The following is a 12,912-nucleotide window of genomic DNA, read 5'->3' as shown; positions in this document are numbered from 1 at the left end:
GGTGACGATCAGCCCGCCCTCGCCCGAGTTCATGTGCTTGTAGGTCTGCGTGGAATAGCAGCCCACCGCGCCGTGGCGGCCCGAGGGCACGCCGCGCCAAGCCGCCCCCATGGTGTGCGCGCAATCCTCGATCACCGTGACTTGGGCCGCGTCGCAGATCGCCATGAGCCGGTCCATGTCCGCGATGTGCCCGCGCATGTGGCTCAGGAGCAGCACGCGCGCCCGATCCGCCTTCGCCGCCAGATCGTCGAGGTCGATGGTCAGCGCCTCCGTCACGCCGACGTGGACGGGATGCGCGCCGAGGCTCGCGATGGCGCCGGGCACGGGGGCGAGCGTGAAGGCGTTGGAGAGCACCGCCTCGCCCGGGCCGACGCCGGCGGCACGCAGCGCGGTGGCCATCGCGTAGCCGCCCGAGGCGACCGCGAGGCAGTAGCGCGCGCCGGTGACGGCGGCGAACTCCGCCTCGAGCGCCGCGACCTCGCCCGTCTCGCCGGGGGCGAGGTTGTAGCGGTGCAGCCGGCCGTGGCGCATCGCCGCGACGGCCGCCTCGATCCCCTCCTCGGGGATCGGCTCCTGCTGGGTGAAGCTGCCGGTGAAGCGCGCGGTCATGGGCCTTCATTGACCGGCCGGCGGGCTCCCGTCAACGCTCAGGGCAGGAGCCGCGCCGCGACGCCCGGCATTTCGTCGAAATGCCCGATCAGCGCCTCCGGACCCAGCGCCGCCACGCGCTCGGCCTCGGGGCCGAAGGTGACGAGCACCGAGGGCACACCGGCCGCGCGCGCGGTGCGCAGGTCGGTCTCCGTGTCGCCCACCAGAAGCGCGCGCGCCGGGTCGCCGCCCGCGCGGCGCACCGATTCGACGAAGGGCGCGGCGTCGGGCTTGCGCGGCAGCCCCCCCGCGCCGACGAGCGAGGCGAAGGCGTCGCGCACGCCGAGACGCGTGGTCAGAAGCTCGGCCAGCGGCTCGGGCTTGTTGGTGCAGATACCCACGCGGTACCCGGCATCCGAGAGCGCGCCGACCGCCTCCATCGCGCCGGGATAGAGCGCGGTGTGCACGTCGATCGCCGCCTCGTAGGCCGCCAGCAGGTCGTCGTAATGCCGATCGACCGCGGCCTCGTCCGCGTCGTGCCCGATCCGGGAAAACCCGAGGCGCAGCATCGCGCGCCCCCCGTGGAAGGCCGTACCCGCGTCCCGCACCGGGTCGAGCACGTCGCCCGCCCCCATGGCACGGAAACAGGCATTGGCAGCCGCGATCAGATCGCCGCTGGTGTCCGCGAGCGTCCCGTCGAGGTCGAAGATCACCGTGCGCATGGTCGCGCCCCTGTTACAGCCCGAAACTCTTGGTGACACGGCGCGGCCTTGCGGGCGCCCTGCCCGTCGGTAATACGGGGGATGCGCGCAAAGCGAAAGCGGCAGAGGGGCGGCATGGCGACGGCACTTGTTATTCTCGCGGCCGGCATGGGCACGCGGATGCGCTCCGACCGGCCCAAGGTGCTGCACGAGGTGGCCGGCGCACCGCTCCTGGCGCATGCGCTGCGCGCGGGCCTCAGCCTCGCGCCCGAGCGGGTCGTCGTCGTCACCGGCCCCGGGATGGAGGACGTCGCCGCCGCCGCGCACGAGGAATGGCCCGAGGCCGGCATCGCCGTGCAGGCCGAGCGCCTCGGCACCGGCCACGCCGTCGCGCAGGCCGCGCCCTTCCTGCAGGGCTTCGAGGGCGACATCGTCGTGCTTTACGGCGACACGCCCTTCGTCCGGCCCGGGACGCTCGAGGCGATGACCGCGGCGCGCGCGCGGGCCGAGGTGGTCGTCCTCGGTTTCGAGCCCGCCGATCCCGCGCGCTACGGCCGGCTCGTGACCGAGGGCGACGATCTCCTGCGCATCGTCGAGTGGACGGACGCCGACGAGGGCCAGCGCGCCATCGGGCTCTGCAACTCGGGCGTGCTCGCGGCGCCGGCGCGCCTGCTCTTTCCGCTCCTCGACCGGCTGGAGCCGGCGGCGGCGAGCGGGGAATACTACCTCACCGACGTGGTCGCGCTCGCCCGCGCCGAGGGCGCGCGCGCGACCGTCGTGCGCGGCGCGGAGGAGGAGATGCTCGGCGTCAATTCCCGCGCCGACCTCGCCGCCGCCGAGGCCGCCTTTCAGGCCCGCGCGCGCGCCGCGGCGCTCGAGACGGGCGTGACGCTCACCGCGCCCGAGACGGTGTTCTTCGCCCACGACACGGTGATCGGCCGCGACGCGACCGTCGAGCCGAACGTCGTCTTCGGCCCGGGCGTCACGATCGAGACCGGCGCGACGATCCGCGCCTTCAGCCACCTTGAGGGCGCCCATGTCTCGCGCGGCGCGGTCGTGGGGCCCTACGCGCGGCTGCGCCCCGGCGCGGAACTCGGCGAGGAGGTGCGCGTCGGCAACTTCGTCGAGGTCAAGGGCGCCACGCTCGCCGAGGGCGCGAAGGTCAACCACCTGAGCTACATCGGCGACGCCGCCGTCGGCGCGGGCGCGAACCTCGGCGCCGGCACGGTGACATGCAACTACGACGGCGTCTCCAAGCACCGCACCGAGATCGGCGCCGGGGCCTTCATCGGCTCGGACACCATGCTCGTCGCGCCGGTGCGCGTGGGCGCGGGCGCCATGACCGGCTCGGGCTCCGTCATCACCGAGGACGTGCCGGACGCCGCGCTCGCCCTCGGCCGCGCGCGCCAGGTCACCAAGCCGGGCCTCGCCGCGCGGCTCATGCAGATGCTGCGCGAGCGCGCAGGAAAGACGGGGGACAGCTAGATGTGCGGAATCGTCGGCATCCTCGGCGCCCACGAAGTCGCGCCGATGCTCGTGGAGGCGCTGGGGCGGCTCGAATACCGGGGCTACGACAGCGCCGGCATCGCCACGGTCAACGCCGGCCGGCTGGAGCGGCGCCGCGCGGTGGGCAAGCTCGTGAACCTCTCCGACCGGCTCGTGCACGAACCGCTCGCCGGCAAGATCGGCATCGGGCATACCCGCTGGGCCACGCACGGCGCGCCGAACGAGACGAACGCCCACCCCCATCAGGCCGGGCCGGTCGCGGTCGTGCACAACGGCATCATCGAGAACTTCCGCGACCTGCGCGCCGAGCTGGCCGGGGACGGCGCCGAGTTCAGCACCGAGACCGACACCGAGACGATCGCGCATCTGACCGCGCGCCACATCGCGCAGGGGATGGACCCTGTCGCCGCCGCCGACGCCACCCTCGCCCGGCTCGAGGGCGCCTTCGCGCTGCTCTTCCTCTTCGAGGGCGAGGACGACCTGATGGTCGCCGCGCGGCGCGGCAGCCCGCTCGCCATCGGCTGGGGCGAGGGCGAGATGTTCGTGGGCTCCGACGCCATCGCGCTCGCGCCGCTGACCGACCGCCTCACCTACCTCGAGGAGGGCGACCGCGCCGTGATCCGCCGCGCGGGCGCCGAGATCGTGGACGCCGCGGGCGCCCGCGCGAACCGACCGGCGCGCACCATCCGCGCCGAGGTCGCACGCCTCGACAAGGCGGGGCACAAGCACTTCATGTCCAAGGAGATCGCCGAGCAGCCCCGCGCCATCGCCGCGGTGCTCGACGCCTATCTGGACGCCTCCGGCGCGGCGCTCGCCCTGCCCGAGGGGCTCGACCTCGCGCGGGCGGAGCGCGTGCTGCTGGTGGCCTGCGGCACGGCCTACTATGCCTGCCTGACGGCGAAATACTGGCTGGAGCAGATCGCCGGCCTTCCGGCGGAGGTCGATATCGCCTCCGAATTCCGCTACCGCGAGCCCCCCATCACGCCGGGCACGCTCGCCGTCTTCGTCAGCCAGTCGGGCGAGACGGCCGACACCCTCGCCGCGCTGCGCTACGTCAAGGGCCGCGCCACGCAGATCGTCTCGGTCACCAACGTCGCCGAAAGCTCCATCGCGCGGGAGGCGGACCTCGACCTGCAGATCCACGCCGGGCCGGAGATCGGCGTCGCCTCGACCAAGGCCTTCACCGCGCAGCTCTCGGTGCTCCTGCTGATGGCGCTGCGCGCGGCGGAGGCGCGTGGCACCCTCGCGGCACCGGCGCTCGCCGAGCGGCTCGTCGCGCTGCGCGGGCTGCCGGCGCTCGTCACCGCCGCGCTCGAGACCGACGGCCCGCTGAAGCGCGCCGCCGCCGAGATCGCCGAGGCGCGCGACGTGCTCTTCCTCGGGCGCGGGCTGATGTTCCCCCTGGCGCTCGAAGGCGCGCTGAAACTGAAGGAAATCAGCTATATCCACGCCGAAGCTTACGCATCGGGCGAACTGAAGCACGGCCCCATCGCGCTCGTGGACACGACCGTGCCGGTGGTGGTCATGGCCCCGCGCGACGCGCTCTTCGACAAGACCGTCTCCAACATGCAGGAGGTGATGGCGCGCGGCGGCGAGGTGCTGCTGATCACCGACGCCGCCGGCGCGGAGGCCGCGGGGGACGCGGTCTGGCGCCGCGTCGTGCTGCCCACGGCGGACGCGATGCTGAGCCCGATCCTCTACGCGATCCCGGCGCAGCTTCTGGCCTATCACGCGGCGGTGGCGAAGGGGACGGATGTCGACCAGCCACGCAACCTCGCCAAGTCCGTGACGGTGGAGTGAGCCGCGCGCCGACCCGGCCGCGGCGGCTCAGCGGCCGTAGACGCCGACGAGCTCCGCGAACGCGATGACATGCGGCCGGGCGAGGGCCGCGACCTCCTCGCAGCTGGCGTCCGGCGCCGCCCCCGCGATCGGTTCCGACAGCGCGCTCAGACGGAAGTGGTAGGCGTGCGGCGCATCGCCCTCCGGCGGGCAGGGGCCGGAATAGCCGGGCTTGCCGAAATCGTTGATCGCCTGACGGAACCCCGGCTCCAGCGTGGCCGGCCCGTACCCCGCATCGAGGCCGCCTGCCGCCGGGTCCATGCCCCAGGCCGCCCAGTGGCGGAAGGTCCCGCCCGGCGCGTCCGGGTCGTCGCAGACGAGCAGGAGCGCGCGCGTGCCCTCGGGCAGCCCCGTCCAGCGAACGCCGGGCGACAGGTTCTCCCCGTCGCAGGTGAAGCGGGCGGGAATGGTTTCGCCGGAGCCGAAATCCGGACTGGTGAGCGCGAGCATCGTGACCTCCTTGCATGCATCATCGTGGCGGGGGCGCCCCAGTGCCGGTTCCGCCTGACGGGCGCCGTGGCGTCATTGTCGGCGTGCAGGGCCACACGGCCGCCCCGCAGGATCAGTGCGCGGGCCGCCGCCGCGGTTCCTGCGGATCTGTCCCGCGCGCCTGCGCCCTGCCCCTCCGGCGCACCTCGGCTCTTGCCGCGAGTCCGGCCGGAGCCTAGGTTGCGACGCATGACCGCACCGCTCATCGATCCCTTCCAGCGCGCCATCCGCTACCTGCGGGTCTCCGTCACCGACCGCTGCGATTTCCGCTGCGTCTACTGCATGGCGGAGAACATGACCTTCCTGCCCAAGACCGAGCTCCTGACGCTGGAGGAGCTCGACCGGCTCTGCACGAGTTTCGTACATCTGGGCGTGGAGAAACTCCGCATCACCGGCGGCGAGCCGCTGGTGCGCAAGGGCATCATGACCTTCTTCGAGGGGATGGGCCGGCATCTCGAGTCCGGTGCGCTGAAGGAGCTGACGCTGACGACCAACGGCTCGCAGCTCGCCCGCTTCGCCGATCAGCTTCACGCCGCCGGCGTGCGCCGCGTGAACGTCTCGCTCGACACGCTCGACGAGGAGAAGTTCGCCCGCGTCACCCGCTGGGGGCGCCTGCCGCAGGTGCTCGACGGGATCCGCGCCGCGCGCGAGGCGGGGCTCAGGGTCAAGATCAACGCCGTGGCGCTCAAGGGCTTCAACGAGGAGGAGCTCTTCGAGCTGACGGAATGGTGCGCGGCGCACGACATGGACCTCACCTGGATCGAGGTGATGCCGATGGGCGATCTCGGCAACGAGGACCGCGTCGGCCAGTACTGGGCGCTCTCGGACCTGCGCGCGCAACTCGCCGAGCGCTACACGCTCACCGACACCGACGAGCGCACGGGCGGGCCGGCACGCTACGTCCGCCTCGAGGAGACGGGCCAGCGCATCGGCTTCATCACGCCGCTCACGCACAATTTCTGCGAAAGCTGCAACCGGGTGCGCGTCACCTGCACGGGCGAGCTCTTCATGTGCCTCGGACAGGAGGACAAGGCCGACCTGCGCGCGCCGCTGCGCAACCATCCGGAGACCGACGCCCCGCTCGAGGCCGCCATCCGCGCGGCGATCGACCGCAAGCCGAAGGGGCACGACTTCGACTATTCGCGCCAGCGGGCGGACGGGCAGGTCTCGCGCCACATGAGCCATACCGGCGGCTGAGCCGCCGGCGCGGTCGAGGGGGGCTGTCTGCCCCCCTCTTGGCCTGGCGGCCAATTCACCCCCCGAGAGTATTTGCGCCAAGATGATGGGCAGGGGCCGGGGGGCTTTGCGTGACGGGGCGAACGTCCTATCTTGTCGCGGGCAGCAAGCGAGGGCGAACATGGCGCGGCCGGTCGTGGGCATCATCGGGAACCAGCACCTGGTCAACGACCAGTATCCGACCCATGCGGGCGGGACCATGAACTCGCAGGCGGTGAGCGAGGTCGCGGGCTGCCTGCCGCTCGTGATTCCGACCGACCCCTCGATCGTCTCCGTCGAGGAGCTGCTCGAGGCCTGCGACGGGTTTCTTCTCACCGGCGGGCGCCCCAACGTGCACCCGGAGGAATACGGCGAGGCCGAGACCGAGAAGCACGGCGCCTTCGACCGGGCGCGCGACGCGATCGCGCTGCCGCTGGTGCGGGCCTGCGTGACGCGCGGGCAGCCCTTCCTCGGGGTCTGCCGCGGCTTCCAGGAGGTCAACGTGGCGATGGGCGGCGCGCTCCATCCCGAGATCCGCGAGTTGCCGGGACGGATGAACCACCGCATGCCGCCCGACGGCACGCTGGAGGAGAAGTTCGCGCTGCGCCACAAGGTCACCTTCACCGAGGGCGGCGTGTTCCACCGGCTGATGGGCGCGCGCGAGGTGATGACGAACACCCTCCACGGGCAGGGCGTGAAGCGGCCCGGGCAGCGCTTCGTCATCGACGGCTGGGCCGGGGACGGCACGCCGGAGGCGGCTTACGTCGCCGGCGCGCCCGGCTTCACCCTGGCCGTGCAGTGGCACCCGGAGTACGACGCGGCGAACGATCCCGTCTCGCGCCCGCTCTTCGAGGCCTTCGGCAAGGCGGTGCGCGCCTTCGCGGCCGAGCGCGCCGGGGCGCCGGTGGCGGCGCGCGCCTGACCCGGCCGGGGGCGGGGCGGTGAAGATCCTCGTCGTCTACGCCACCACCGAGGGGCAGACCCGGCGTATCGCGCGCTTCGTCGCGGGCCGGCTGGCGGACCGCGGGCACGGCGCGGAGCTGCTGCCGGTCTCCGATGCAGAGGAGATCGACTGGGCCGGCGTGGACGCGGCGGTGCTGGCGGGCTCGCTGCACATGGGGCGGGTGCAGGCCGACCTCGCCGCTTTCGCCGCCGAGCATGCCGCGGCGCTGACCGCGCGGCCGACGCTGTTCCTTCAGGTCTCGCTCGCCGCCGCCGGGACCGACCCGGAGGAGCACGCCGAGATCGAGCGCATCGCGGAGGACTTCTGCGCCGCCGCCGGCTGGCGCCCCGGGCGCATCGTGCAGGTGGCCGGCGCCTTCCGCTTCACGCAGTACGACTTCTTCCGCCGCTGGGCGATGCGCCACATCGCGGCGCAGAAGGGCGAGGAGGTCGATCCCGGGCAGGACAGGGAATACACCGACTGGGAGGCGCTCGCCGCGCTCTTCGACGCCTGGCCAGAGGATTCGGGCTGAGTTTTTGCGCGCATGCGCACATGAGACTTGCGCGGAGCGGGATGGCGCGCGCAGGCGCGCCGCCCATCTTCTGTCGCGGAGGGCGGGCTGGTCCGCCACGGACGACAGGAGCGACGACATGACGGACACGACACACTACGCCGCGCCGCTGGGGCGCGTTTTCCTCTCCGCGATCTTCCTGATCGCGGGGGTGCAGAAGATCGGCGGCTACGCCGGGGTGCAGGGCTACATGGAGGCCATGGGCGTGCCGGGCGCGCTCCTGCCGCTGGTCATCCTTCTGGAGATCGGCGGCGGGCTGGCGCTGCTTCTCGGCTGGCGCGTGCGGCTCTGGGCGGTGCTGCTGGGCGGCTTCTCGCTCCTCTCGGGGCTGATGTTCCACCTGCTGCCGGGCCTCGCCGCGGAGGGCATGGCGGCGCAGAACGACGTCAACCACTTCCTGAAGAACCTCGCCATCGCCGGCGGCATGGGCATGCTCGTGGCCTTCGGCGCCGGGCCGCTCGCGCTCGACCGGCGGGCGGACTGATCCGCCCGCGGGGCCGCGTCTCAGGTGACGCGGCCCCGTTCCCGGTAAGCGGGGTCGTCCCAGAGGCGATCCTCGATCACCTCGCCCATGATCCCGGCAGCGCGACGGATATCGTCCTCGTCGATGAAGAGCGGCGTGATCCCGAAGCGCATGATGTCGGGCGCACGGAAGTCGCCGATCACGCCCCGCGCGATGAGCGCCTGCATCGCCGCGTAGCCCTCGTGAAAGCGGAAGGAGACCTGGCTGCCGCGCTCGGCCGGCGCGCGCGGCGTGGCGAGCACCAGTTCGGGGCAGCGTGCCTCCACCTCCTCGATGAAGAGCCCCGTGAGCTCGAGCGAGCGCTTCCTCACCGCGGCCATGTCGGTCATGTCCCAGACGTCGAGCGCGGCCTCCAGCGCGGCGAGCGCGAGGACGGGCGGCGTGCCGACCCGCATCCGCTCGATTCCCGGCGCGGGGCGATAGCTCTCTTCGAAGGCGAAGGGCGCGGCGTGGCCGAGCCATCCGGCGAGCGCGGGGCGCGCGCGGTCGGCGTGGCGCGGCGCGACATAGATGAAGGCCGGGGCACCCGGCCCGCCGTTCAGGTACTTGTAGGTGCAGCCCACCGCGAAATCCGCGCCGCAGCCGGCGACGTCCACCTCCGTGGCGCCGGCGGTGTGCGCGAGATCCCAGACGGTGAGCGCGCCCACCGCATGCGCCTTCCGCGTCAGATCGGCCATGTCGTGCAGCCGGCCGGTGCGGTAATCCACCTCGGTGATCAGCGTGACGGCCACCTCCTCGGTCAGATGGTCCGCGACGGTGCCGGGCTCGACCACGCGGAGCTCGTGGCCATCGCCGAGCATCTCCGCCAGCCCCTCGGCCATGTAGAGATCGGAGGGGAAATTGCCGCTGTCCGACAGGATCACCCGCCGGTCCGGGCGCAACTCGAGCGCAGCGGCGAGCGCCTGGTAGACCTTGATCGAGAGCGTGTCGCCCATGACGACGTGGCCCCGCTCGGCGCCGATCAGCCGCCCGATGCGGTCGCCGACGGACCGTGGCCGGTCCATCCAGCCGGCGCGGTTCCAGCCGGTGATCAGCATCTCGCCCCATTCGTCGCGCATCACCGTCTCAAGCCGCGCGGGCGCGTCTACGGGCAGCGGTCCGAGCGAGTTGCCGTCGAGGTAGATCATCCCCTCCGGCAGGCGGAACCGGGCCCTGGTTGCGGCGAAATCGGTCATGCGGTGGCGTCTCCTCGGGTTGAAGCGCAAGGCTATGCCCTTGCACGGCGGGCGTCCAGATCGGCGGCCCCGCAAGAGGGTCGCGCGCGCAGGGCTGCACCCCGCAGCCGCGCGAGAGAGAGCGACGCGGTCGCCGTCGGCGGCACGTGCCGCGCTCAGATCTGCCCGCCCGCAATCTCGATGCACTGGCCGTTGACGCTCTCCGACCCCGGCCCGCAGAGCCAGAGCGCCGCGGCGGCGACCTCCTCCGGCGCGACGAGGCGGCCGTGGCGGTTCATGCTCACCATCATCTCGAGCGCGCGATTCTCGTCCACGCCGGCGCGCTCGGCGATGGAGCGGGTGTTGCGCGCGACGATTTCCGTATCGACGTAGGCTGGACAGATCGCGTTGAAGGTCACGGGCTTGCCGACGAAATCCTCCGAAAGCGCACGGATCAGCCCGATCATCCCGTGCTTCGAGGCGGTATAGGCCGGCGCGCCCTTGAGCCCGCGCAGCCCGGCGACCGAGGAGACCGCGAGCACGCGGCCCCACTCGGCCTGTGCCATGCTGCGCAGTGCCTCGCGGATCGTGAGGAAGGCGCCGTCGAGGTTGGTGGCCATCATGCGACGCCAGAAGTCCATCTCCGTCTTGTGGAGCGCACGGCCCTCGGCGATGCCGGCGTTCGCCACGCAGATCTGCACCGGCCCGCAGGCCTCGACCGCGGCGGCCACGCCCTCGACGACCTGGGTCTCGTCGGTGACGTCCATCGTCACGGGGTGCATCCTCGGCCCGGCCGCCGCCTCCAGCACCGCGGCGCGGCGGCCGGTGATGGTGACCTCGGCGCCCGCCTCGGCGAGCCCGCGGGCGATGGCAAGCCCGATCCCCGTGCCGCCCCCGGTCACGAGCGCGTGCTTTCCCTGCAGATCCATGGCATCCTCCCTTTCCGCGAACACTACCGGCCGGGGCGAGGGCCGCAAGCGGGGCGCGACGAAACGGCCCCTTCCCGAATCGCGCCGCAGGCCGGAGACAGGGGAACGATGACGGCAGACACCCGGAAACTGCGAGATTTTTCGTACGAAGGATCGCTCTGCGCCGATGCGCGGGGCGGCGAGTTTTCGGACGAAATTTCGCCTCGCGCGGCATGCTGAAGTGGCTGGACCTGCCGCCGGTGTGGCTCGCCGGGGCGCTCGCGCTGGCCTGGGCGCAGGCGCGGCATCTGCCCCTCGGGCTGAGCTTCGGCGGCGCTTGGGCCGATCTCGCGGGCGGGCTCCTGGTGGGCGGCGGCCTCGTCCTGATCGCGCTCGCGGCCGCAGAGTTCCGGCGCGCGCGCACCACGATAGTGCCGCATCAGGACGCCTCGGCGCTGGTGACGGGCGGCATCTACAGCCGCACGCGGAACCCGATCTACCTCGCCGATCTGATGATCCTGGCCGGGATGATCCTCTACTGGGACGCGGTGCTCGCGCTCGTGCTGGTGCCGCTCCTGCTCTGGGTGCTCGAGCGGCGCTTCGTGATCCCGGAAGAGAACCGCCTGCGCCGCAGCTTCCGCGCCGATTTCGCGCGCTACGCGCAGAAGGTGCGGCGATGGATATAGCAAAAATGCGACTCGCCCGCGACCGCGGGCGACCTCGCGCCTTGTGAAGCCGCGGCCCTGACGCTAGGGATCGCACGTTGAAACGCCAGCCCCGGCACCCGGGGCCCGACAACGCGGGGGGACGACACCGGTGAAGATCGGAACGCCGAAAGAAGTGATGGAGGGCGAGGCGCGCGTCGCGATGACGCCGCAGAGCGCGCGCGACCTCGCGAAGCTCGGACACGAATGCCTGGTCGAGGCGGGCGCCGGCGCGAAGGCCGGCTTCACCGACGCAGCCTACGAAGAGGCGGGCGTGACGGTGGTGCCCGACGCCGAGGCGCTCTGGAGCGCGGCCGAGGTGGTCGCCAAGGTGCGTCCGCCGACCGATGCCGAAGTGACGCGCACCCGCGAGGGGCAGCTCCTGATCTCCTTCTTCTGGCCCGCCCAGAACGAGGACGACATGAAGGCGCTGGCCGAGAAGGGCAGCTCCGTCATCGCGATGGACATGGTGCCCCGCATCTCGCGCGCGCAGAAGATGGACGCGCTCTCGTCCATGGCCAACATCGCGGGCTACCGCGCGGTGATCGAGGCCGGCAACAACTTCGGCCGCTTCTTCACGGGCCAGGTCACCGCCGCGGGCAAGGTGCCGCCGGCGAAGGTGCTCGTCGTCGGCGCAGGCGTCGCGGGCCTCGCCGCGATCGGCACCTCCACCTCGCTCGGCGCGATCACATACGCCTTCGACGTGCGCCCCGAGGTGGCCGAGCAGGTCGAGTCGATGGGCGCCGAGTTCGTCTATCTGGATTTCGAGGAAGAGCTCGAGGACGGCTCCGGGTCGGGCGGCTACGCCAAGCCCTCCAGCCCCGAGTTCCGCGAGGCGCAGCTCGCCAAGTTCCGCGAGCTCGCGCCGGAGATCGACATCGTCATCACCACCGCGCTCATTCCCAACCGGGAGGCGCCGGAGCTCTGGACCGAGGACATGGTCAAGGCCATGAAGCCCGGCTCGGTGATCGTGGACCTCGCCGCCGAGCGGGGCGGCAACTGCAAGATGACGGTCGCCGACGACAAGATCGTCACCGACAACGGCGTCACCATCGTCGGCTACACGGATTTCCCGAGCCGCATGGCGACGCAGAGCTCGACGCTCTACGCGACCAACGTCCGCCACCTGCTGACCGACCTGACGCCCGAGAAGGACGGTCAGATCGTCCACGACATGGAGGACGACGTGATCCGCGGCGCCACCGTGGCGCATGGCGGCGAGGTGACCTTCCCGCCGCCGCCGCCCAAGGTGCAGGCGATCGCGGCGCAGAAGCCCAAGGAGAAGCCGAAGGAGCTGACGCCCGAGGAGAAGCGCGCGCAGGAGGTCGCCGCCTTCAAGGCGCAGACCCGCAGCCAGGTGATGCTGCTGGGCGGGGGCATCGTGCTGATGGGCCTGCTCGGCCTCGTGGCGCCGGCCTCCTTCATGCAGCACTTCATCGTCTTCGTGCTCGCGTGCTTCGTCGGCTTCCAGGTGATCTGGAACGTCAACCACGCGCTGCACACGCCGCTCATGGCGGTCACGAACGCGATCTCGGGCATCATCGTGCTGGGCGCGGTGCTGCAGATCGGATCGGGCAACTGGCTGGTGGTGACGCTGGCCGCGATCTCGGTCCTGATCGCCACAATCAATATCGTGGGGGGCTTCCTGGTCACGCGCCGGATGCTCGCCATGTTCCAGAAATCCTGAGCGGGGGACAGGCAGGACAATGGTCGGAGAACAGTTCGTCACCGCCGCGGCCATCGCCGCGAGCGTCCTCTTCATCCTCTCGCT

13 protein-coding genes are annotated in these 12,912 nt (G+C 72.0%); 8 read left to right on the top strand and 5 right to left on the bottom strand.

The window, feature by feature from the left end:
* On the bottom strand, positions 1 to 609 hold a 609-nt coding region (locus tag ACESL7_RS06515; protein ID WP_372892508.1), incomplete at its 3' end, for a DegT/DnrJ/EryC1/StrS family aminotransferase.
* A 38-nt stretch (positions 610 to 647) separates the two neighbouring features.
* Positions 648 to 1,310 carry an HAD-IA family hydrolase gene (locus tag ACESL7_RS06510; RefSeq protein WP_372892507.1) on the bottom strand — a complete coding sequence of 221 codons (663 nt, stop codon included), beginning with the start codon at positions 1,308 to 1,310 and terminating at the stop codon, positions 648 to 650.
* 114 nt (positions 1,311 to 1,424) lie between these two features.
* Here ACESL7_RS06510 and glmU point away from each other — a divergent pair, with 114 nt between their 5' ends.
* Both glmU and glmS read left to right on the top strand, forming a co-directional pair.
* On the top strand, positions 1,425 to 2,774 hold the full coding sequence (gene glmU, locus ACESL7_RS06505; protein ID WP_372892506.1) for a bifunctional UDP-N-acetylglucosamine diphosphorylase/glucosamine-1-phosphate N-acetyltransferase GlmU: 1,350 nt from the start codon (positions 1,425 to 1,427) through the stop codon (positions 2,772 to 2,774).
* Complete coding sequence (glmS, locus tag ACESL7_RS06500) at positions 2,775 to 4,595, top strand: glutamine--fructose-6-phosphate transaminase (isomerizing) (RefSeq protein WP_372892505.1); 1,821 nt, start codon at positions 2,775 to 2,777, stop codon at positions 4,593 to 4,595.
* Between the two features lie 27 nt (positions 4,596 to 4,622).
* Here glmS and ACESL7_RS06495 read toward each other — a convergent pair whose 3' ends face one another.
* Positions 4,623 to 5,084 carry a YbhB/YbcL family Raf kinase inhibitor-like protein gene (locus ACESL7_RS06495; RefSeq protein WP_372892504.1) on the bottom strand — a complete coding sequence of 154 codons (462 nt, stop codon included), beginning with the start codon at positions 5,082 to 5,084 and terminating at the stop codon, positions 4,623 to 4,625.
* A gap of 228 nt (positions 5,085 to 5,312) precedes the next feature.
* On the opposite strand from ACESL7_RS06495, the gene moaA reads away from it, so the two are divergent.
* From moaA to ACESL7_RS06475, 4 genes are all read left to right on the top strand, one after another.
* On the top strand, positions 5,313 to 6,320 hold the full coding sequence (gene moaA, locus ACESL7_RS06490; protein ID WP_372892503.1) for a GTP 3',8-cyclase MoaA: 1,008 nt from the start codon (positions 5,313 to 5,315) through the stop codon (positions 6,318 to 6,320).
* Between the two features lie 160 nt (positions 6,321 to 6,480).
* On the top strand, positions 6,481 to 7,260 hold the full coding sequence (locus tag ACESL7_RS06485; RefSeq protein WP_372892502.1) for a gamma-glutamyl-gamma-aminobutyrate hydrolase family protein: 780 nt from the start codon (positions 6,481 to 6,483) through the stop codon (positions 7,258 to 7,260).
* 19 nt (positions 7,261 to 7,279) lie between these two features.
* On the top strand, positions 7,280 to 7,813 hold the full coding sequence (locus tag ACESL7_RS06480; RefSeq protein WP_372892501.1) for a flavodoxin domain-containing protein: 534 nt from the start codon (positions 7,280 to 7,282) through the stop codon (positions 7,811 to 7,813).
* A gap of 118 nt (positions 7,814 to 7,931) precedes the next feature.
* Positions 7,932 to 8,336: a DoxX family protein gene (locus ACESL7_RS06475; RefSeq protein ID WP_372892500.1), complete on the top strand. Its 405-nt coding sequence runs from the start codon at positions 7,932 to 7,934 to the stop codon at positions 8,334 to 8,336.
* Between the two features lie 20 nt (positions 8,337 to 8,356).
* Here the strand turns inward: ACESL7_RS06475 and kynU are convergent, their stop codons facing one another.
* Together kynU and ACESL7_RS06465 are read right to left on the bottom strand one after the other, a co-directional pair.
* Positions 8,357 to 9,550 (bottom strand): kynureninase, encoded by a 1,194-nt coding sequence (gene kynU / locus ACESL7_RS06470; RefSeq protein ID WP_372892499.1) that lies wholly within the window; start codon positions 9,548 to 9,550, stop codon positions 8,357 to 8,359.
* A 155-nt stretch (positions 9,551 to 9,705) separates the two neighbouring features.
* Positions 9,706 to 10,458, bottom strand: coding sequence for an SDR family NAD(P)-dependent oxidoreductase (locus tag ACESL7_RS06465; protein WP_372892498.1), 753 nt, complete (start codon positions 10,456 to 10,458; stop codon positions 9,706 to 9,708).
* Positions 10,459 to 10,670: 212 nt separating this feature from the next.
* Between ACESL7_RS06465 and ACESL7_RS06460 the strand changes: the two genes are divergently transcribed.
* A complete protein-coding gene (locus ACESL7_RS06460; protein ID WP_372892497.1) occupies positions 10,671 to 11,123 on the top strand; it encodes a methyltransferase family protein in 453 nt (150 codons plus the stop codon).
* Positions 11,124 to 11,253: 130 nt separating this feature from the next.
* Positions 11,254 to 12,828, top strand: a complete 1,575-nt coding sequence (locus tag ACESL7_RS06455; RefSeq protein WP_372892496.1) for a Re/Si-specific NAD(P)(+) transhydrogenase subunit alpha — start codon at positions 11,254 to 11,256, stop codon at positions 12,826 to 12,828.
* The last annotated feature ends 84 nt before the right edge of the window (positions 12,829 to 12,912 follow it).

Origin of the sequence: Rhodosalinus sp. (assembly GCF_041685465.1) — a bacterium.
Taxonomy (GTDB): Bacteria; Pseudomonadota; Alphaproteobacteria; order Rhodobacterales; family Rhodobacteraceae; genus Rhodosalinus.
The sequence above is the reverse complement of the archived record's forward strand: the minus strand, read 5'-3'. Positions and strand labels throughout refer to the sequence as shown.

Bases quoted from the DNA above. Each gene is read 5' to 3' on its own strand.
- ACESL7_RS06465 (WP_372892498.1), bottom strand. From the start codon at position 10,458: ATGGATCTGCAGGGAAAGCACGCGCTCGTGACCGGGGGCGGCACGGGG.
- moaA (WP_372892503.1), top strand. From the start codon at position 5,313: ATGACCGCACCGCTCATCGATCCCTTCCAGCGCGCCATCCGCTACCTG.
- ACESL7_RS06495 (WP_372892504.1), bottom strand. From the start codon at position 5,084: ATGCTCGCGCTCACCAGTCCGGATTTCGGCTCCGGCGAAACCATTCCC.
- glmS (WP_372892505.1), top strand. From the start codon at position 2,775: ATGTGCGGAATCGTCGGCATCCTCGGCGCCCACGAAGTCGCGCCGATG.
- glmU (WP_372892506.1), top strand. From the start codon at position 1,425: ATGGCGACGGCACTTGTTATTCTCGCGGCCGGCATGGGCACGCGGATG.
- ACESL7_RS06460 (WP_372892497.1), top strand. From the start codon at position 10,671: ATGCTGAAGTGGCTGGACCTGCCGCCGGTGTGGCTCGCCGGGGCGCTC.
- ACESL7_RS06485 (WP_372892502.1), top strand. From the start codon at position 6,481: ATGGCGCGGCCGGTCGTGGGCATCATCGGGAACCAGCACCTGGTCAAC.
- ACESL7_RS06510 (WP_372892507.1), bottom strand. From the start codon at position 1,310: ATGCGCACGGTGATCTTCGACCTCGACGGGACGCTCGCGGACACCAGC.
- kynU (WP_372892499.1), bottom strand. From the start codon at position 9,550: ATGACCGATTTCGCCGCAACCAGGGCCCGGTTCCGCCTGCCGGAGGGG.
- ACESL7_RS06475 (WP_372892500.1), top strand. From the start codon at position 7,932: ATGACGGACACGACACACTACGCCGCGCCGCTGGGGCGCGTTTTCCTC.